Annotated in this window: 16 protein-coding genes and 1 tRNA gene; 10 read left to right on the forward strand and 7 right to left on the reverse strand. The window is 39.8% G+C overall.

The window, feature by feature from the left end:
- The first annotated feature begins 23 nt into the window (after positions 1–23).
- Entirely contained in the window at positions 24–2315 is a 2292-nt protein-coding gene (locus tag AAHM81_RS00810) for a transglycosylase domain-containing protein (protein ID WP_342265478.1), read from the forward strand.
- Between the two features lie 85 nt (positions 2316–2400).
- The gene (locus AAHM81_RS00815) at positions 2401–2970 is read left to right on the forward strand and encodes a non-canonical purine NTP pyrophosphatase (RefSeq protein ID WP_342265479.1); all 570 of its coding nucleotides are present in this window, start codon (positions 2401–2403) and stop codon (positions 2968–2970) included.
- On the opposite strand, the gene AAHM81_RS00820 is transcribed toward AAHM81_RS00815, so the two are convergent.
- The gene (locus AAHM81_RS00820) at positions 2963–4348 is read right to left on the reverse strand and encodes an ankyrin repeat domain-containing protein (protein ID WP_342265480.1); all 1386 of its coding nucleotides are present in this window, start codon (positions 4346–4348) and stop codon (positions 2963–2965) included. The two genes, AAHM81_RS00815 and AAHM81_RS00820, sit on opposite strands and share 8 nt — an antisense overlap.
- Before the next feature lie 211 nt (positions 4349–4559).
- On the opposite strand from AAHM81_RS00820, the gene AAHM81_RS00825 reads away from it, so the two are divergent.
- The 4 genes from AAHM81_RS00825 to AAHM81_RS00840 all read left to right on the forward strand — a co-directional run bounded on the left by AAHM81_RS00825 (position 4560) and on the right by AAHM81_RS00840 (position 7723).
- Positions 4560–4648, forward strand: a tRNA-Ser gene (locus AAHM81_RS00825).
- A 475-nt stretch (positions 4649–5123) separates the two neighbouring features.
- Positions 5124–6236, forward strand: coding sequence for a Glu/Leu/Phe/Val family dehydrogenase (locus tag AAHM81_RS00830; protein ID WP_342265481.1), 1113 nt, complete (start codon positions 5124–5126; stop codon positions 6234–6236).
- A gap of 15 nt (positions 6237–6251) precedes the next feature.
- On the forward strand, positions 6252–7388 hold the full coding sequence (gene nusB / locus AAHM81_RS00835; protein WP_342265482.1) for a transcription antitermination factor NusB: 1137 nt from the start codon (positions 6252–6254) through the stop codon (positions 7386–7388).
- 32 nt (positions 7389–7420) lie between these two features.
- A complete protein-coding gene (locus tag AAHM81_RS00840; protein ID WP_342265483.1) occupies positions 7421–7723 on the forward strand; it encodes a YtxH domain-containing protein in 303 nt (100 codons plus the stop codon).
- A 7-nt stretch (positions 7724–7730) separates the two neighbouring features.
- Here AAHM81_RS00840 and AAHM81_RS00845 read toward each other — a convergent pair whose 3' ends face one another.
- The 4 genes from AAHM81_RS00845 to AAHM81_RS00860 all read right to left on the reverse strand — a co-directional run bounded on the left by AAHM81_RS00845 (position 7731) and on the right by AAHM81_RS00860 (position 11295).
- Positions 7731–8456: a DUF4292 domain-containing protein gene (locus AAHM81_RS00845; RefSeq protein ID WP_342265484.1), complete on the reverse strand. Its 726-nt coding sequence runs from the start codon at positions 8454–8456 to the stop codon at positions 7731–7733.
- Positions 8434–8754, reverse strand: coding sequence for a DNA-directed RNA polymerase subunit omega (locus tag AAHM81_RS00850; protein ID WP_342265485.1), 321 nt, complete (start codon positions 8752–8754; stop codon positions 8434–8436). The genes AAHM81_RS00845 and AAHM81_RS00850 overlap by 23 nt, the downstream gene beginning before the upstream one ends.
- A gap of 63 nt (positions 8755–8817) precedes the next feature.
- A complete protein-coding gene (locus AAHM81_RS00855) occupies positions 8818–9606 on the reverse strand; it encodes an outer membrane protein assembly factor BamD (RefSeq protein WP_342265486.1) in 789 nt (262 codons plus the stop codon).
- A 159-nt stretch (positions 9607–9765) separates the two neighbouring features.
- Positions 9766–11295 carry an OstA-like protein gene (locus AAHM81_RS00860; RefSeq protein ID WP_342265487.1) on the reverse strand — a complete coding sequence of 510 codons (1530 nt, stop codon included), beginning with the start codon at positions 11293–11295 and terminating at the stop codon, positions 9766–9768.
- A 335-nt stretch (positions 11296–11630) separates the two neighbouring features.
- Here AAHM81_RS00860 and lysS point away from each other — a divergent pair, with 335 nt between their 5' ends.
- The 3 genes from lysS to AAHM81_RS00875 all read left to right on the forward strand — a co-directional run bounded on the left by lysS (position 11631) and on the right by AAHM81_RS00875 (position 15449).
- Positions 11631–13154 (forward strand): lysine--tRNA ligase, encoded by a 1524-nt coding sequence (gene lysS, locus AAHM81_RS00865; RefSeq protein ID WP_342265765.1) that lies wholly within the window; start codon positions 11631–11633, stop codon positions 13152–13154.
- 116 nt (positions 13155–13270) lie between these two features.
- Positions 13271–14131 (forward strand): acetyl-CoA carboxylase, carboxyltransferase subunit beta, encoded by an 861-nt coding sequence (gene accD / locus AAHM81_RS00870; protein ID WP_342265488.1) that lies wholly within the window; start codon positions 13271–13273, stop codon positions 14129–14131.
- A gap of 22 nt (positions 14132–14153) precedes the next feature.
- A complete protein-coding gene (locus AAHM81_RS00875) occupies positions 14154–15449 on the forward strand; it encodes a DNA recombination protein RmuC (protein ID WP_342265489.1) in 1296 nt (431 codons plus the stop codon).
- Positions 15450–15802: 353 nt separating this feature from the next.
- Here AAHM81_RS00875 and AAHM81_RS00880 read toward each other — a convergent pair whose 3' ends face one another.
- Both AAHM81_RS00880 and AAHM81_RS00885 read right to left on the reverse strand, forming a co-directional pair.
- Positions 15803–17113 carry a hypothetical protein gene (locus AAHM81_RS00880; protein WP_342265490.1) on the reverse strand — a complete coding sequence of 437 codons (1311 nt, stop codon included), beginning with the start codon at positions 17111–17113 and terminating at the stop codon, positions 15803–15805.
- 476 nt (positions 17114–17589) lie between these two features.
- The gene (locus AAHM81_RS00885) at positions 17590–20331 is read right to left on the reverse strand and encodes a PD-(D/E)XK nuclease family protein (protein WP_342265491.1); all 2742 of its coding nucleotides are present in this window, start codon (positions 20329–20331) and stop codon (positions 17590–17592) included.
- Between the two features lie 619 nt (positions 20332–20950).
- Here AAHM81_RS00885 and AAHM81_RS00890 point away from each other — a divergent pair.
- Positions 20951–21058 carry a hypothetical protein gene (locus AAHM81_RS00890; protein WP_342265492.1) on the forward strand — a complete coding sequence of 36 codons (108 nt, stop codon included), beginning with the start codon at positions 20951–20953 and terminating at the stop codon, positions 21056–21058.
- Positions 21059–21187: the final 129 nt, after the last annotated feature.

Consider the following 21187-nt stretch of genomic DNA (forward strand, 5'->3'; position numbering starts at 1 on the left):
ATGATACAGGCAGGTTACAACATATGGAAAAAATAATAGGTATAATTTGGAAATTTTTTATAGCGGTAGTCGTAGGCATTCCTATTTACCTTTTTTCTGTTCAAGTCAATTTCTACAATTTATATGGCGGCATGCCATCCACAGACTTGTTAGAAAACCCACAAAGTGAGCTCGCTTCTGAGCTCTATGCCGCTGATGGCATTTTACTAGGCAAGTACTTTAGAAACAACCGAAGTTCTGTAACCTATGAGGAAATCTCCCCTAATATGATTCATGCGCTTATCGCCTCAGAAGATTATCGTTTTGAGCAACATGCTGGTATAGATTTACGGGGATTATCGCGTGCCTTTTTTCTTTCGATTGTATTGCAACAAAACAAAGGAGGGGGTAGCACGTTGACCCAACAGTTGGCTAAAAATCTTTTCAACATTAGAAGAGAGGCAAACTATAGAGGCAAATGTTCCAATATTCCCTTGCTGAGTAAACTGATTCTTAAAACGAAAGAGTGGATCCTAGCCGTTCAACTCGAGCGCGCTTATACCAAGCAAGAAATTATAGCCATGTATCTAAACACAGTTACCTTTGGAAGCAATACCTATGGTATAAAAGTAGCTGCACGCACCTTTTTTAACAAAACACCAGCCGAATTACGCGTAGAAGAGGCTGCACTATTGGTAGGTCTATTGCGTGCCCCTACCCGCTACAGCCCGATAAAGCATCCTGAAAGTGCCAACCATATTAGAAATGTAGTACTATCCCAAATGGTTAAATATGGTTTTCTAAAACAATCTGAATACGACCTTATTTGTGAAATACCTACTGAATTACAGTATCAAGAAGAAAATTATGAAAAGGGTATAGCGCCTTATTTTAGAGCGGTAGTACGGGACTTCCTCTTAAAATGGGCGCAAGAAAATGGTTATGATCTTTTTGCAGATGGGCTGCGCATCTATACTACTATTGATAGCCGGGTGCAAGTACACGCAGAAGCTGCTGTAAAAGAGCACATGGCCACACTACAAAATAAATTTGATGCACACTGGAAAGATCAAAATCCATGGGTGCATGAAAATGGGAACGAAATAGCAGACTATATTGAAAAAGCGATAAAAAAAACAACACTTTACCAAAAGTTGCTTAAAGAATATGGAACAGACACCGAATCCATTGATAAAATATTGCATACACCTGTATCCACCACATTATTTTCCTGGGAAGGCCCCATTCAAAAAACAATAAGCCCTATAGAAGCCTTTAAATACCATCGAAGGATATTACAAGCCGGATGTATGGCCATGGACCCTTATACAGGCCATATTAAAGCTTGGGTAGGTGGTATTGATTACAAACATTTTCAGTACGATCATGTGAAACAGGGTAAACGGCAAACTGGCTCAACCTTTAAACCTATAGTATACACCGTAGCATTGGATAATGATTACTTGCCAACAGATTTGGTCACAGATGAGCCGGTTACTTTTTTACAACCCAATGGGGCAACTTGGACGCCACAAAATGCCTGGAAAAGTTACTCTGGAAAGCAATATACCTTACGATATGCTATGGCCAAGTCTTACAACTCTATTACATCTTATCTGATTAAGCAACTTACGCCTCAATTGGTTGTAGATTACGCCAAGCGCATGGGCCTACAAGGCCCCTTAGATCCAGTTCCTGCCATTTGTTTGGGTTGTAGTGATGCTTCTATTTATGAAATGGTAGGGGCATACAGTACTTTTTTAAACAAAGGAGTTTGGACGGAGCCCTTTTTTATTACCCATATTGAAGATAAACATGGCAATATATTACAAACCTTTATCCCCCAACGGCATGAAGCCATTCACGAGGATACGGCTGATCTTATGACCTATATGCTGCAAGGCTCACTAGATGAAGGTGCCTTAAATGGGGTGCCCTTAGCACTAAGGGGGCAAAACGATATAGCGGGGAAATCGGGTACTACGTCCAACCATTCAGATGGCTGGTTTATCGGATTAACCCAAAACCTTTGTACAGGTGTTTGGGTAGGTGGAGAAGATCGTTGCATTCATTTTAGAGATTTTGCACTGGGACAAGGTAGTGCAACCGCACGCCCTATATGGGAAAAATTTATGTTAAGGCTGTATAGTGACCCTCTTCTGGTCTATAAAAAAGGACCTTTGATCCCGGGCCACACCTTATCTGAAAAGGTAAAAAATATTATTCAAAGCAAAACGCCAGATCCCCAATCTACCGATGCAAGTAGCAATCAGTCAACGGGTACACCAGAGAAAAAGAAAATAGCCATAGAATTAGATATAGCTAAAATACTCTAGGTATAGGTGTCCTGAGCAGATGCGATGGTTGCGTTTAGCTTTAAAAAATTATAAAATAGAGCATATGACTATTTCTTAATCGCCTATGAAAACAATCAACTTTGTCACCAGCAATCTATTAAAACTACAACAGGTTCAAGCTATTTTAAGAAATAACACCACTTTTAAGCTGGTGCATCATCCCTTAGAATTACCAGAGCTACAAGCATCTTTAGATGAAATTGCCATTAACAAATGTATAACTGCCGCTACTATTATAGGAGATGCAGTGTTGGTAGAAGATACTGCATTCACCTTTAATAGTTTAAATGGTTTGCCTGGGCCTTACATTAAAACTTTTATACAGCAAATAGGTTTAGAAGGACTAGTACGAATTTTATCAGATTTTGAAGATAAAACTGCAGTAGCGACCTCTACTTTCGCCTATACAGAAGGCCCAAACCAGCCCGTAAAGCTGTTTACGGGCACCATGAATGGAACCATTACCCAGTCTAGCAACATGCCAGAAAACCAAACCAATTGGCAATCTATTTTTCAACCAGAAGGATATCATATAAACTATGCCATGATGGAAGAAGATCAAAAAAATAAAATCTCACATCGCTATAAAGCACTTATGTTACTGATAGATTACCTTACACATTCAACTATTTGATGCTGATACATGAAAAGCTCAACAGCCGAGAACCTCTCTTATAGAGCACACCCGAATTTTTCACAAATGCTCTAACTACAGCTTTATGACACTTTTGGCGTGCCAACGCTAAAGGGGACCTACTAGAATAGTCCTTTATATGAGGATTAACTCTGCCATCTTGCAATAGCACTTCAACAATAGCTGCATGACCATTTGCTGCGGCCAAATGAAGTGGAGTCTGGCCAAAACGATCCCTTATATTCACCTCTACATCTTCCAGATCGCTGAGTAACGCCCCATGCAGAACGGCTTTAACTAGAGCCACATAACCATTTTCTGCTGCCCAATGAAGGACTGTTCTACCGGAAGCATCTATTGTATGCGCGTTAATGCCTCCATATTTTAGCAGCGTTTTGACTACGGCTATATGACCATTTTTTGCTGCCACATTAAGGCCAGAGCTTGCAAAATAATTTTTTTTATCAATGTAAAGGTCTTCATGTTTTAACAACACTTCGACCACAGCTACATGACCATTTGCTGCTGCCAAAGGAAGCGGAGCGTTCAACCAAACGTCTAATGCATTAACATTAACCTTTGGATAGGTATGCGTACACAGTTTTTGGACTACATCTACATGACCATGCATTGCTGCTAAATGAATCGGAGCGTTAAGACAAGAATCTTTTGCATTTACATCAACAAGTGGGTCTTGCACTTCCAGTAACTTTTTGACTACCTCTACATGCCCATATGCTACCGCAAAATGAAGCGCAGACCTACAGAAGCGATCTACGTCATTGATAGACTTCCTTCCTGCTTCCACTTCCAGCAACTTTTCAACTACGACTACATGGCCATTTATTGCTGCTAAATGAATCGGAGCGTTAAGATAAGAATCTTTTGCATTTACATCAACAAGTGGGTCTTGCACTTCCAGTAACTTTTTGACTACCTCTACATGCCCATATGCTGCCGCAAAATGAAGCGCAGACCTACAGAAGCGATCTACGTCATTGATAGACTTCCTTCCTGCTTCCACTTCCAGCAACTTTTCAACTACGACTACATGGCCACATGTTGCCGCCAAATGAAGTGGAGTATAGCCTAGTTTATCTTGTTGATTGGCAGTAAGACGGGCATACGCATGATCTGGAAACCGAAGCGAAAGGCATAATTGAACACTCTCTGGTCGATTGTTCAAAGCACAATGGTGCAGCATATTTCGGCCATCCTGGTCTAGTGCACATAAGGGGTTATGCTTGATAGGCAAGCTACCCACTAAGGCAGCCAATTCTACAAGGGTTTTGTCTGGCAATTTTTTGTCAGAGTTTACACTATAATGGATTAACCTACTACACGAAAGAATGGTAGATAAAAGCAGTACAATAATCATTATTATTTTTTAATCTCTTGACAAAGCATTTCGTTTTTATTATAAAAAAGTTTATTGATTAATCATACTATTTCGTTCATATTTTTTTAAAAATTTATAATATGCGACTTTTCACTATATGTCTCTTACACATTTTTACGCATAAATAAATAGAGAAAGCAGTCTATCTTTTCTAATTCAAAAAAAAGCTGTACATTTAGCTGCACTAGTTGGAGTGGTGGCCGAGTGGCTTAAGGTGCCCGCCTGGAAAGTGGGTGTACCTCTAAAAGGGTACCGGGGGTTCGAATCCCCCCTACTCCACCCTTCCTGATTTTGGCTAGTCCATAGGCTTCTTTCGAAACACAATTTGCTAATAGCCATTTTGTGGTCTATGCTCCTTAATTGTAGCCTGAGTATGTTGGCTACTGAACTGCCAATGGCGCGGGCTTAAGAGATAAATATTGTTGACTATTAAATAGAATAGCATTTTTTACATGGAGTATTGGTATACGCAGCACTTATGGCCACCGATAAAAGATTTGGCGCGCAGTAAAGGCAATGCAACAATCTATTGTTCAGCTATTTACTATCGGGCCAGACTTTTTATCGAAGGAGATAAGGGGCCCAGCCATAGGCGTGAATAGATACTTATAATCAGGTAAAAAATAAGACAAATTCCTTAAGTTGACGCCATTGACTGAACTGCTCCTAAAAATGCGCACCACGACTCCTCATTTATTGGCTTTTTTGTATATTGAGGCGATTCTTTTAACCAAAAAAACCTTTATCAGCCCCTATGAAAATAATAGAACAAACCATTTCGAATTATATTTTTAGCAACTATTCAAATGATTCCATCCATTTTTCCCAAAAAGGGCATGAGCAAGTGGTCTATTTTCAAGATGAAGCAACTGGTTTGCAAGCCATTGTGGGCATACATGATACTACATTAGGGCCTGCTGTTGGTGGATTGCGTTTTTTTGAATATCAAGATGAACGAGATGCACTCAAAGATGTACTGCGCCTTTCCAGGGGAATGACCTACAAAGCATCTATAGCTGGATTAAACTGCGGAGGAGGAAAAGCTGTGATTATGAAAAAAAAAGGCATGAAACTTACCGAAGCACTGCTGCGCAAATATGGAACTTTTATAGAGCGGTTGGGGGGGCATTACATTACTGCACCAGACTACAATACTACTATGGAGCATATGGTAGAGATTGCAAAATCAACCCGCCATGTCATAGGCCTTCCTGTCGCATCAGGGGGTAGTGGCGATCCCTCAGAGAATACGGCTTATGGGGTCTATATGGCCATGAAAGCTACTGCAAAAAAAACATTTGGTAGAGATTGCTTAACTGGCAAAAAAATTGGTATAGCGGGCGTAGGCAAAGTGGGCTACTTTTTGGCACAATTGCTCTGCAAAGAGGAAGCGATTGTCTATGTAGCCGATATATGCGCCAAGCGGCTTCAAGCTATAACGGAAGTCTGCAAAGTAGAAGTAGTAGCAGCTGAGCGGTTATGCAGCCGGCCGCTAGACATATATGCACCATGTGCTTTAGGTGCCACCTTAAATAGTGCAACCATTCCAATGCTGAATTGTGCCATCGTAGTGGGTGCAGCCAATAACCAACTAGCAGATCAAGACCGAGATGGCAAACTGTTGCTAAAAAGAGGAATTATATATACACCAGACTTTTTGGCCAATGCAGGGGGGCTAATCAACGCCGTTACGGAATTAGAACCTAGGTCTAAAGATTTGGTCAAAAAACGTACCGAGCAGCTCTATACCATCTGCCTTGATGTATTAGATAAAGCTGCAAAAACAGCTCGCCCAACGCAGGAGATAGCGCAAGAAATGGCTATCGCACGTATTCAAAGCATCAAAAATGCACAACTTGGCCAATAGCTGCAAAACTTACTTATGGAAACCTTCCTAATTCCTCGCCGTTTCGTTCGTATAAAAGCGCTACAAAATCTTTACGCTTATACTATTGCGCAAATAGCTCATAAGAAAGAGGCTGTAGAACAAGTAAAAAACGATTTTGTATTTGATCCTTTTCTAGATGCACTAGACGAAAAAGCCCAACGTGCTACAGAGCAAAGTATAGCGGTTGAACTTTGCTCAAAAGCAGTAGCAGCAGGGCTGCCTACCGAGGCTTTTGCCTATGTGGAAAACAAAAAAATTGAGCAGTCTGTACGTGGCCATCTTTGCCACTACCTAGCAGCATTGCAAAAAGAGCAAGCTCTTTTACAAGGTGGATTTAGCCAATCCAAGGAATCCATCTATATAGGGCTTTTATATGTTTTGCTATTGCTGGTAGAGTGGTACAAATTGGCAAAACAATCACACGATCCATGCAAACCAACAGATCATCTACTGAACAGCCAGCTGGCAGAAGACCCCTTGCTAAGGGAACTACATGATAACCGTAGTTGGATCAACGCCATTTATAAAAATGGTATCAGCTGGGCTAAGGATCAAGACCAAGTGAAGAGTTGGTTTAGGCAGTTTATCCAAGCTGCAGAAATACCAAAGTGGTATAGATCAGGTCCCGATAATGGTGTGAAACTTTTGGAGTACATACTTGAAAAGATTATATTCCAAGAGGGTCCTATCAACGATTTTTTAGCTATGGCAGACCTCTACTGGGATGAGCATAAACGGCTGGTAAAAAAGCTTTTAACCCGGGTCTTTATGCTGCTATTGACAAAAGATTTTACTACATTTACGCTACTTTGGCATCATTTAGAGGAAAAATGGACTACGGAAGCAGCATTTTACAACCGCCTTTTGACCATTGTCCTAGAAAACAACCCGCTTTATGAGGCTATGATTGGTGAAAAGGCTGAAAAATGGGATCATGAACGCATCCTATTAACGGATAAGTTGATACTCAAATTAGCCCTAGCGGAATTACTTGAATGCCAAGAGATACCCCTTAAAGTATCTATAAATGAATACATTGAAATAGCAAAATGGTATGGCACTTCTAAAAGCGGCTCTTTCATAAATGGTGTATTAGAGGGTATTTTAAAAGGGCTAGAAGATAAACGATAGGTGGGCTGCTTATTACTTTAATCAATCTAATCATGATAAAAAAAACTGAAAATTTAGTAATGCTTTGCTTGGGTTTTTGCTTGGGTGCGGTTGTAGGCATTCTGTCTGCGCCTACCAAAGGGTCAGTAGCCAGGGATGGAATGCTATACAACTTAAAGTCATGTAAAAAACGGTTACAAACCTTTATACTAAAGCTCATAGGGAACAAACACGCTCTTGCAAACGAGGCTAAAGTAACTGGTAAAGAGGTCATTACAGGGGTGGTCAACTCTGCCCAACAGATTTTAAAAGAATTAGAACTCATCGCAGACCAACTGGAACAAAAAACGAACTAAACATTATTTATTTACGATAATAAGGAGGTATAGTCAATTGAATGTTGGGCTTTTTCAGCTTCTTGAAATGAAGCTTATGTAATGTTGCCCTTCCCCGATAAAGCCTTCCCTTCTCTTTGATGGAAAAGACTATTTTACTCCCAGACAGACAAGGGCTATTTTCTACCATTTTGTATTGGTATAAACAGCGAAGAAAATCACCCGATTTAGTGCCGGATAATTGAAGTGCTATAACCTTACGTGTCAGGTCATCGTAGGTATAGGATAAATGGGCAGGCAGTGCATCTGATATAGATAGATCATCCTCCATAGGGCTACAAACTTTCGCCAACAGCAATGACTGAATGAGTGCATAATGACAAGGGAAATGATACTGCTCCCTGATGCGCTTATAATCCCACTGGTAGACAAGACGACGCAACCGATCTACCACTGTTACGCCTTTTTTATCGATGACACCACGCATCAGTTCTACACCAAAGGGACCTTTGACTAAAAAGGCAATTTGTTGGTCATATGTTACACAACAGCGCACACGAAGGCGGCAGACATGGTGGGAGCCTATAAAATGTAAAGAGGCTTGCATCGAGAAACAGGCAGGAAAAGAAGTGCAGAGACCGGTTACATCAAACGAGTGTCTGCTATCCTGCTGGAGGCCACACCCAGATAACAAATAGAGCGCGACCCAAAAATAATACAAATGCTTTCCTTTACGCTGAGGTTCCCGCTTCATCAATATAGCGAAAGGCAATACCTCCTTCTAAAAATTCGGTAGTGGCTTCTAGAACAGGCTTAGGAAGCTTTTCATAATGCTGGGTAATCTCATATTGACGCTGCGCATCTATACTATCTTTTTCTTCAATAATAGAAATAAACTCCTCCAATTTTCGATCGAGCTCATCCTTCATATTCACAGCAATCTGCTTGGCACGTTTGGTAATGATAACAGTGCTTTCATAAATATTACCAGTAGGCCCAATCAGCTCATGTATGTTTCTAGGTACCAAATATACTTTTTTATTCAAACTCATAATCGTAAATATATGCTATATAATCAAAACAAATTTTTTATTCTATTTTAGAATATTATCTTTCTATTTTTTATCCACCACATCACACTTCTTTTCATTCAAATACTGGTCTAACTGTTGAACACAGTGTGCACTATTTGCTATAAATGCTTGTTTTTTTCCCACATCACCTGCTTGCATCGCTAACTTGTCATAACACTTTATCAATAGCCGCAATAGGTTTTCTTTTAAAGAAGTAGTTGGATAGGCTTGCTCAAAGTTTTTTAGGGCTACAATCGCAGCATTATAGTAACCTAACCGAACATATAACGCAGCAGCTTGGAAACTTTTTTGCACAAGGCGCTCTTGTAATTTTTGCAAAGCATGGGAAGCTTTACGAGCATAAGCACCGGTTGGATAAACAGCTAAATAGTGTTTCAAACAACGCATGGCATCATAAGTGGTTGTTTGATCTAACCATATATCTACATTTTCAGAGGCCAAACTATAGCCTCGCATAAAAAGTGCTTCTTCTGCTTGAGGAAAAAATGGATATTGTTTGGCAAACAAGTGAAACTGATGGGCACTAACCAAATATTTTTTTTCGTGGAAATTACAATAAGCTTGGTACAGTTCAAACTTGGAACGATCTTTTCTATCTTTTAACATAGGTAAAAGGGAATCTATTTGCTCATGCGCTTTTGCATAACGTTTGCCCGCATAGAATCGCACTACTTCTTCTTTTTTTTGTTCAATTTGAGTACTATGCGTTGGAGGCGTAGCAAGCAGGGCATGGCTTGCTAAAATGCAGGGCAGCAAAAATAGCCACCTGAGTCTGCATATAAGGGATGGGTTAATGGTATGCTCTTTCATGGAAAAATCCTAAAGTTTATAAAGAAATTTATATGCTATTTTTTACTTTTCAGGCAGTACTGAAAAGTGCATGAGCAAAATATAAAAAAGCCAACCTAGTAGTAGGCCACTACGCCATGTAAAGATATTAAATTTCTAGATATTAGTCTAAATGGAAGTTTAGCTTTTATCTGCTGCATGTTTGGGAAGCCCTTCTAAAATATTCTCCTTAGTGGGCCATTTTTCTCCATGCCACTCAAAACCATCTAATTTCATTTGTGTTGCTTCAATTTTTTCTGCAGGATAAAAGCTACCGCGCGGCTGTGGTTTGCATGTCATCTGCTCCAATGCATTATCGACCATAGTCATTTCCATGCTATCACACTTGATATGGTTCATACCGATTAACTCATTTTTATCTCCAAGAGCAAAATAGAGGCTTTCACTATTACCAGTTATCGACATTTTTTGAATGGCACCTTCTTTAAAAGAGGCAACCATCTTATGCCCTTTTACTTGATTATAATGGCCAACTGGATCTGCTGATGCCATAAATAAATCTTTGCCGACAAATAGTTTAACCTGTTCTTCTTCCTCTATAACCAGGTAAACCGCTTCTCCTGTAATCTGATAGTTGCTACACCAAATAACTGGTTTATTTTGTAAATGAATGGTATTTTTACTGGTATTATAAACAGCTCCATCTGCTATGCCTTGTAGCTCTTCTTGGTAAAGCCTAACATGATCCAAAGCATGGATTTCTTGTTCTGATGGTTGATTTTTTATCTTTTTTTCTAAAACAACAAAGGTATCGGCACGTAAATAGAGGGGCTCATCATGGACTACCTTTGTTAATAATGGATGGCCCGTTATCTCGCCTTTTTTCTCTTTTTCAGAATAACTAGCCTTCTCACCAACAATCACTGCATCATGCCTTCGCGCACGAAGCGAAACATGGCCAGTAGCTAGACAATCTTGCTCATGGACCATTTCTAAGCGATCGGCAGTCAGTATGATGGCTTCTGTAGTCAGTGTCCCTTGGTCAAATATAAGCTGTTTTGTAGGCAGCAGATAATGGCCTCCTTTAGCCGTTGTGAGCACACCATCTTGATGGACAATTTTAGTAGCTCCTTGAAAGTAAGCGCTTTCTGATTCAGTATGGTAATGCAATTGGTCGCAATGGAGTGTATAACTAGGATCTACCAATGCCACTTTTCTTGAAAAAGTAACCCGATGGTTGACCCCATCATAAAAACCCATCCTACTGGTTACAACCATTTGATCCTGTACCAGTTTCCCTCCTTGTAAAAATTTGCCTTGTCTTTTCTCTACATTATAAATTAACTTGGGGGTATAAAAGGTGGCTTTTTTAGATGCATAACTTACATTATTTTCGAATATAGCTTGCTTCTGTGCTAAATCATATATTAACACCTCACTCGTTATCACGCCACCTTGTTGGTCTACAATTTTTACATTACCTTCTGCTTCTATCAGTTCCTGATCATCATATTTATAAGCTTTATCAGCTGTCAGTACCATACCGTTGGTAGGAAAAGTAAAGACTACATTTCCTTCTAGTTTTTTACAGGGCTTATCGTTGACCAGATCACCTTCCAACCGATCAGCCTGATAGGTTACAGGCTCAGCCAAAACGCAAAGGGGACAAACCAATAGATATACAATAAGATAAACGGTTCTTTTATACATTCTCAACAAAAAATCAATAGCCAAATCAAATTTAAATAAAAAGCAAGATAAAGGAAAACATATTTTAGCTCAGACGTGCACAAAGCGGTCTGTAAATGATGAGCATACTGCCCCACCTTATGACCACCGATAAAGAAATTTGGCACATAATCGATTGGCTACGGGCACTATAAATAAGAATTAAACAAAATAAAGGTTACTATAAAAGTATAGAACTTATTAAAAATAAAAGTGTAAATTAGGTAAGTCCCTAATGAATGATTATTATCGACATGGCCATAGACTGCTGTTGCCTGTCCATAGCCAGCTACCTTATTGATAACTATACTAAAACGATGCAAGAACTGAGCGAACAAGCCATTATTCGAACACAAAAAAAAGCGCTTTTAGAATCGATGGGGATCAACCCCTATCCAGCCTTTGTTGCGCCGATCAATGCCAAAGCGGCGACGATTCTTGCGCACTACAAAGAGGAGGATAAAGCAAACTATAGCCATGTAATACTGGCAGGTCGTATAATGAGCCGCAGAATTATGGGCGCAGCCTCCTTTGTAGAACTACAAGATGCTAGTGGACGCATTCAACTCTATGTACAGCGCGATACTATTTGTCCAGGAGAAGATAAAAGCGACTATAACACCTTATTTAAAAGGTTGCTGGATATAGGTGATATCATTGAAGTACAGGGATTTGTCTTTACTACTCAAGTAGGAGCTATAGCGGTGCATGTCACCCACCTGCGCTTGTTAACCAAAACACTTGCTCCTTTACCGATTGTCAAAGAGGTAGCCACTAAAGAATGTACAAAAGTACACGATGCCTTTACAGACCCAGAGCAACGGTATCGCCAAAGGTATGTTGATTTAATCGTTAATCCAGACATACGAAAAGTATTTGAACAACGGGCTAAATTGATTCATACCATTAAATCTTTCTTACATCGTGAAGGATATCTAGAAGTAGAAACGCCCATTCTACAACCCGTTTATGGTGGGGCATCTGCACGTCCCTTCACCACACACCACCATACGCTAGACATACCCTTATATTTACGTATTTCCAATGAACTCTATTTAAAAAGATTAATTATTGGAGGATATGAAGGGGTCTATGAGTTTGCTAAAGATTTTAGAAACGAAGGGATGTCCCGTTTTCATAACCCAGAGTTTACCCAAGTAGAGCTCTATGTTGCCTACAAAGATTACATCTGGATGATGGACTACGTGGAAGAATTGGTAGAAGGGGTAGCACTAGCCTTACATGGTCATACAACGGTTCCATTTGGTCCCCATCTGATCAACTTCCAACGGCCATGGAAGCGTTTTACCATGTTTGAAGCCATTCACTATTTTACCGGATATGATGTAAGCAATATGGATGAAGCAGCATTGCGCACAGTAGCCCATCAACTCCATGTCCATGTGGCGGATAATCTAGCTAAAGGTAAAATTATAGATGAAATTTTTGGAGAAAAATGTGAACCACATCTTATTCAGCCTACCATTATAACCGATTATCCAGTTGAAATGTCCCCTTTGGCCAAACGGCATCGAGACAATCCAGCTTTAACAGAACGATTTGAGGTGATATGTGCAGGTAAAGAGATCTGCAATGCCTTCTCTGAGTTAAACGACCCAATCGATCAACAACAAAGGTTAGAAGAACAACGTGCATTAGGCGAACGGGGCGATGAAGAGGCTATGGTGGTAGATCATGATTTTTTAAAAGCCTTACGTTATGGAATGCCCCCAACGGTAGGTATTGGCATAGGTATAGATCGATTAACGATGATTATGACCAACTCAAACTCTATTCAAGATGTAATATTTTTCCCACAAATGCGCCCGGAAAACCGATAAAATTTTCAACCCATCGTTTTTTTGATAAAAACTGTATCTTAGCCCTATGGTTGGACCATCACTAGATCTCTTACGAGGCCTATTTGTTGTGCCATCATCACCCATTATATGATCTTATGAGTTTAATGAACGAGAACCTCAGCTGGTTTAAACGAAAAAAGAAAGGCATTCTAACCCCCAGTTCTGCCAAAAAAGAGTCCCCCGATGGGCTTTGGGTAAAAACACCCAAAGGGAAAATTATACACAGTAAAATATTACAGGAAAATCTACACGTTGTGCCTGATGATGGCCATCATCTACCAATTGGGTCCAAAGAATATTTTTCCATCTTATTTGATGAGAGCAAGTTTACTGAACTCAACCCAACCTTCCGATCTGCAGATCCGCTTAAATTTGTAGACAACAGGCCCTATACAGAACGCCTCAAACAAGCAGAAGCGCAAACCGGCTTAACAGATGCCATACGCACAGCCTATGGCCAGCTCCATAGCCTACCCCTTGCCATTGCCTGCATGGATTTTAAATTTATTGGCGGTTCCATGGGTAGTGTAGTAGGTGAAAAAATAGCCCAATTGGTCAACCATTGTTTGGCCTACCAAACCCCCCTATTGATTATCTCCACATCTGGTGGTGCACGGATGATGGAAGGCAGTTTTTCACTGATGCAAATGGCCAAAACATCTGCCAAATTACTACAATTGGCACAAGCTAAAATTCCTTATATTTCGCTGCTTACCGACCCCACTACAGGTGGCGTCAGTGCCTCCTATGCGATGTTGGGTGATATCAATATGGCTGAGCCTGGTGCATTGATTGGTTTTGCTGGACCACGTGTCATTCGCGAAACAGTAGGCAAAGAACTGCCAAAAGGATTTCAAACGGCAGAATTTTTATTGGCACATGGCTTCTTAGATATGATTGTAGATAGACGCAAACTAAAGGAGACCCTTGCACTACTCCTAAAAATGTTGGTCTAATGAATATCTTTACCGGGTTACTATGTCTTCCTTGATAGTCTATTGTATCATTGCATGCCTCATTGGCTTCATCATCGGATGGTGCATCGCAACCCTTCTATACAAAGTAGCCATTGCAACCCTACAAAATAATATTGTTGGTCTAGAAAAACATGCATCAGAAAACCAAAATCAATTCCATACCTTACAGGAACAACACTTACAAACCAGTAAAGAATTAGCCACTGCTCTGGCACATAATAGCTATTTAGAAAACAAAATAGCCGAACAAGGACAATCAGTTACACAACTCCAAAGCCAACTCACCATCCATTTTAAAAATTTAGCCAATGAACTTTTAGAAGAAAAAAGTAAAAAATTTTCAGATCATAGCCAGCTCCAAATGGAACAATTATTGACGCCACTGAGCGAGAAAATTAAGACCTTTGCACAACAAGTAACCCAGTATAACCAAGAAAATTTGGAAAGAAATGTGGCTTTACGGACCGAACTCAAACAACTACATGACCTCAACCTAAAAATCACACAAGAAGCTGAAGGGCTAACCAAGGCGCTTAAAGGAGATTCAAAATTGCAAGGGGGATGGGGCGAGTTTATTTTAGAAAACATTCTGGTGCAATCGGGACTGGTTAAAAATAGAGAGTATGTGATTCAACCCTCTATTACAACAGAAGATGGCCAGCGCTTTCAACCAGACGTTATCATTAACCTTCCCGAAGGCAGAAATATTGTGATTGATGCAAAAGTATCTTTAAATCACTATGAAAAATTTTTTAATAATGCACATACGCCTGAGCGGACTTTTCACCTCAAGCAACATATTCTCTCTATTAGACGCCATATTAAAACACTCAGCGAGAAACGTTACCAATCGCTCTATAACCTGCAAGGTTTGGATTTTGTTTTAATGTTTATACCCATTGAACCAGCCTTTGCACTAGCTGTGCAAGAAGAGGGCATGCTCTTTAACGAAGCCTATGAACGCAATATTGTAATCGTATCTCCTTCCAATTTAATAGCCACCCTGCGCACCGTTGCAAACTTATGGAAACAAGCCCATCAAAATCAAAATGCTGTAGAAATTGCTAGACAAGGCGGTGCCTTATATGACAAATTTGTTGCTTTTACAGAAGATATTAAAAACATAGGACGCCAATTGGATTTAACACAAAAAAACTATTTAGAGGCTACTAAAAAATTATACGATGGAAAAGGAAGTTTGGTATCCAGAGCACAAAAAATGAAATTATTAGGCGCACGAACCAGTAAGGTGTTGGATCCACAACTCATAGATAAAACGCAACAAGAAGAGGAATAATGTGAGTGTCTATTCACGCCTGTGGCTGGGCCCCTTATCTCCTTCGATAAAAAGTCTGGCCCGATAGTAAATAGATGAATCGATATGTTTTTTAGCGGGAAAATCGTAAACTCAGCCCGCAAGCGGGCTTCAAACAGACGATTTTCTAATCCGCTAAAAAACATATCGCTCAGCTGTTAGTGTTTTACTAGAGCGCCATTTTTTATCGAAGGAGACGCGGGGCGGGTACTTGGTCAGCTATTTGCTTTTTCAGAAAAACGTAATCACAGTGATGAATGGATACTCACGAAAAGCTAGAAAAAACGTATTTTCTGCCACAGTGGTGAATAGATACTAATGTGATAGAATAAAGTCTATTTTTTCACTGCTTGACGCTGTTTCTTCACACGGTCTTTAAGTGGTAATATGGTTTCATATAAGATAAAGTGTGTTTGACAAAACGTTCTGTATCCTTCTATATAAGCCATCTCTTCAGGTGTAGCTAATGTGCCATCCTTTATTTTTTTGGCCATCTCTTTTAAGCCACAAGGTAGCGTAGGAATAGATATAAATTTATTTAAAGTATATTGAGCTGCTTTATAATCCAATATATAAAATGGATATTTACAAAAATTTGGAAAACTATAGTGTAGTAAGTCTTCCATAAGATGTACAGATACGTGATCCAGGTAGTACAAACCACATGCACTTTCAATCAATTGACTATAAGCAGTCTCCCATAGTTCCTGCATAGCGAAAATAGCCAATCGCTTCTCCATACTAGTATGAGTAGGATCTTTTAAAAACCTTACTATATCTTTTGACTCTACACCCATCATATAGTAATCGCCAGGATGGTCACGAATCATTAGAAAATAAGGAGGCTTATAAGGCTCTAAACAACCCTCCCACCAAGTCTTCATATATTTTACAAAATCTTTATATGCATCACATATAGTCTTCGAGAAAGGTAATCGATTTCGATAATCTATATAATTGCTTGCTTTCTTTTGGTTCCAGTCTTCTGCCAATTTACCAGACAAGATTTTTTCAATTTGTAATCCAACAGCCGTAGTATCACCTATATAAGACTGTATTTCTCGCAAAAAAGGTTCAATAACAGATTTTTCGTACTTATATCGTAGTGCTGTTACAAGTGGATGTATGCGCAGAAACTCAAAACTTAATACCATTTCTAGCAGTGCTTCACTCAGACGTTGGTGTTTATAGAGTTTGTAACATGATTTTGCAAAGGATAAATAAGGCTCGTATGACAAATTTTCTAAGCCATATATTGCTATCTTTTTCTGTGTTTCAGTATAATTCGGATCAGACAGATAATCCAAAACATGCTTCCAATAATAACCAGGATGTTTATACATAGCAATAAAATCCTGAGAACGAAACAATGCTTCCGGGGGTTTCCAAGGCCCTACCTTTGCTTCTATCGCTGCTATTTTATTAGGAAAAGTGACCCAGGTACCCCACTTGCATCCATATTTATAGATATCTTTTGGTTCTGTATGATCACGATAATCACAATTCGTGCACAAATAGTCTACCCAGTTTCTATAATCCCTCTTAACTGCATTAAGATTTTTTGCATGGACTTTAGAAACTGCAATGACCATAATTCCATAAAAAGTTAATAAGGTCCCCCTGATGACTACATATATATATTTCATCAATTTCGTTTTATATGACCTAACATAAATTGAAACCATTGCAATAGATACAGCTCGCCTCTTTATTAAATTTTTGTTTTCTATCACAATGGCCTTAAGTTATATAAACTAGTATTCGCGAAGTATTTAAGATATTAGGCCTATGTTAAGTCCTCAATCCCGCCCAACACCCCAATACCGTACAACCCATGGCGTCAACTTAAGGAATTTGTCTTATTTTTTTACTCAGCACTGTGGTTGAAAACGCATTTTTCCCAGTTTTTTAAGGAACTTCATTACACGCCTGTGGCTGGGGCCTCTTATCTCCTTCGATAAAAAGTCTGGCCCGATAGTAAATAGCTGAACAATAGATTGTTTCATTGCCTTTACTGCGCGCCAAATCTTTTATCGGTGGCCATAAATGCTGCGTATACCAATACTTCATGTAAAATTTGAGATAACTAAATCGTGTTAACACAAAAAACGGTTCAGATCAACTAATCCCTTTGACAAATGCGCACATATGGGCAATAGCGACATATTTCTAAGTCTTCTGTTTGGGTAAAAGGTATTGCAGGGTTAAATATCTCTAACAGCAGCTCCTTGAGCCCTTCTTGAAATGGTTGTGCATATTCCTGAACATCCTCGATCCGTTGGTACTGTTTGCCACCATTAGCTTGTTGCATAAAGATACCAGGCGCATAACCCTTCAAAAAAATCTCGCGAATAGAAATCAAGTAAGGCATGATCGGTTGCTGGTAATCAGCTCCGTGTAGCGACTGAAAAAGCCAAGCATAAAAAAACAGCTGAAAAACAGCTCTGTTTTTTTTAATTTTAGTAGGATCAAACAGGCTGGTTATACTGGATATTTTGCAATTGGACAATCCTGTTTTATAATCTATAATACGGATCACCTGGTTGTGCCTATCTATACGATCTAATACACCACCAAGCCAGATCTTTCTCTTGCTATCTAAAACCATGGGGTGTTTGATGGCTACCTCAACACCCAAAAGGGTAAAGGGTCCATCTGCGTCATCTAAGTCCAACATACCGGCTACCAACTTGTCCAGTAGCGCATGGATCAAGATAGGTGTGCTGAACACTGCACCCCGAGCAGCCATAGCTTCTTTTATCCTTGTTTTTATTATTGATTTAAGCTGTACGACCATCTTTGAATCCACCTGCATCGCTACAAAAGGGCTGTACAACCTGGCCATAACATCATGAAATATTATACCCAACTGGATGGCATCTGCGCCATCTGTTGCACCAACCTCCTGCTTAAGGCGGAGCAAATAGCTAAAATAAAATTGAAGCGGACAAGACAAATACGTAGTTAACGCAGAAGGCGTCAGGATGGAAGCAGCTTCCTGGCCGAGAAACCTATCTAATAACTCCATCACTTTACTATCCTTGTCAATAGATATAGCAGCTATTGGCCTTTTGAACAACTGCAGGGCATGACATGACTGTGTTATGGTTAACTTACTATCAAAAGTCAATTGTATCAACAGTCGATTCATTTCACCAGAACCATCTAAATGATTTTTTTGAGCATAATAACAATAAACAACTTGAGCACGCTGCAGCAATCTATAAAAGCCATAAGCAGTTGTATGTTCTGCTACTTTATCTACCAACGGTAACCCAAAATGATAACACAGACTATAGGGTAAAAAGGAGTCATTACGGGTAAGCTTAGGGAAGCTCCCTTCATTCATATTCAGAAAAAAAATATGTTCAAAATCTAAGTTATGGGAGTAGGAGACCTCCACAATATAGAGCCCCGTTAAAGCGTTTGCTTGATGGAAGTGCACCTTACTCTGCTTCAAACCATTTAAGAAAAAAGCAGTGGAACAGTCGGTCATTTCTGCCATTAGCCCCTCTATATAATCCAATAGATGATGCAATGCTGCTTTATTCAGTTCCAAGAACAACTGCTTGGTCTCCGTAAAATGGGTATAGATATAGGTTAATCCCTTCTGTAAGTAGAGAAGCAGCCCTTCTTGATGGAGCCATAAGCCAAAGGGATCGACTAGCTTACATGCATCCAGTGATTGGCGCATAACAGTGATCTCTGCCTGAACCGTCTCTTCCGCAAATGGATGCCATAATGCCAAGAGATTAGCCATATGGCGATATATTTGCTCACTCCCTGCAACAGAGGCTTCCCAAAGCGCTACCAATTGCTCTACTAAGGTATAGATCACCGTAGCATGGAATGGATAATCCAACCTACAATGGAGCGGAATAGATAGGTTAGAGAGCTGATCCAATAAAGGGATCAGTAGATCGCTGCCACTTACCACGATTGCAGTTTGACTAGGCAAAAACCTTGGCTTTCCATCATCTGTTTTTTCTTCTAAAGCTGCTATCACTGCTTGCACCTGTGCTACCGAAGTAGATGCTTCTATTGCGAAAACCTTTTTATTAGGATCATTCAAATAGGTACCCATAGGGAAAGTATGGTCAAACCATTTTTTTTCCCTATGCTGACGCAGGTAATGGCCTGCTATATTGACTCCATTATCTAAATAATGGGGATCAACATCCCAGAAAAAAGTAGTCGCCACAGCTGCCTGACATTGCCTTATAAACTGCTCTTGGGCAGGCGTTAGTAAATTAAATCCAATAAAGATTACTTCCTGATAGGCATCCATTATTTCCGGTAAAGGTTGGGCCATGCTATGGCATAACCCTTCATACCCTTTACCTTCCGCTATAAGCTTTTCTCTAAAAGCTTGATATAGCAGGGGCAATTGTTTCCAAAAAACAGGGTCTTCTTTTTGTTGAAATAGTGGTAGCGTTCCAACCTTGAGTTGAGTTACAAATCCATCGCTGGTCAGTTGCTTGTGCTGCATTAAGGCTGCAAACAACGCAGTTCCATTGACCAGGTGGCTGTCTATCTTATTAAAGTCTTCTAAAAGAGTAGTCCCCCAACTATAAAATTGCTCGAAGGATTCCGCTCTATTGAAAATATGCTGCGCTAGTTTATGCAGTCTGCTCAACAAAGCCAAAGTAGGTAGGGGAGCCAGCTTGCTATGCATCAGCATCCACTCAGGCAAAGTCAAACAATCAGCTTGCTGCGTCCACAAAGTTTGAAAATAATCAATAGACAACCATGTGGGAAATATCAACAGGCGCCTTTTCTTCAGGCTATTAGACTTATTTAAGTACGCAACAACCTCTGCCAAAAAAGGAGGGTGTTGTATGGTTTTTATTGGATTTGTAAACATAGATCATTTATTTACATCTATTGACTATTAAATAGAATAGCATTTTTTACATGGAGTATTGGTATACGCAGCACTTATGGCCGCCGATAAAAGATTTGGCACGCAGTAAAGACAATGAAACAATCTATTGTTCAGCGGGAAAAACAGAACTTGCCCACTTCGTGGGCTGCAAACAGGCTGTTTTTCTAATCCGCTGAAAAACAGATTGTTTAAAGACTTCCGCTTTACTGAAGTACCGCATTCCTTTATCGGCGGCCACAATAGATTTTCTTATCATTATCAGCCCCGCGTCTCCTTCGATAAAAAATGGCGCTCTAGTAAAATACTAACACCTGAGCGATATCTTTTTCAGCGGATTAGAAAATCGTCTGTGTGAAGCCCGCTTGCGGGCTGAGTTCACGATTTTCCCGCTGAAAAAGATATCGATTCAGCTATTTACTATCGGGCCAGACTTTTTATCGAAGGAGATAAGGGGCCCAAGCCACAGGCGTGTAATGAAGTTCCTTAAAAAACTAGAAAAAATGCGTTTTCAACCACAATGCTGAGTAAAAAAATAAAATAAATTCCTTAAGTTGACGCCATTGGGGGTACAGGTAAGCCTGAGGCTTTAAAATACGATTTGTATGGGCAATGGTCCCGAATGATAAATAAAAAAGAAAGGCTTATTTATCAAGGATTAGAAGAAGAAAAAAGAGTTTTGATCTTGTCTGCACGAGGGAACTATTGATCACTGGTAACTTCAAAACGCTTATTTTGTGCTTGTGTGCTTAAAAACAAGACAAAAATTAGTAAATTTAAGCAGTGCTAGATGCCAACAGAACGGCCCTATCGTCGTGAACATAAGACGGTATTGCGC

Origin of the sequence: Cardinium endosymbiont of Philonthus spinipes (assembly GCF_964030745.1) — a bacterium.
Taxonomy (GTDB): Bacteria; Bacteroidota; Bacteroidia; order Cytophagales; family Amoebophilaceae; genus Cardinium.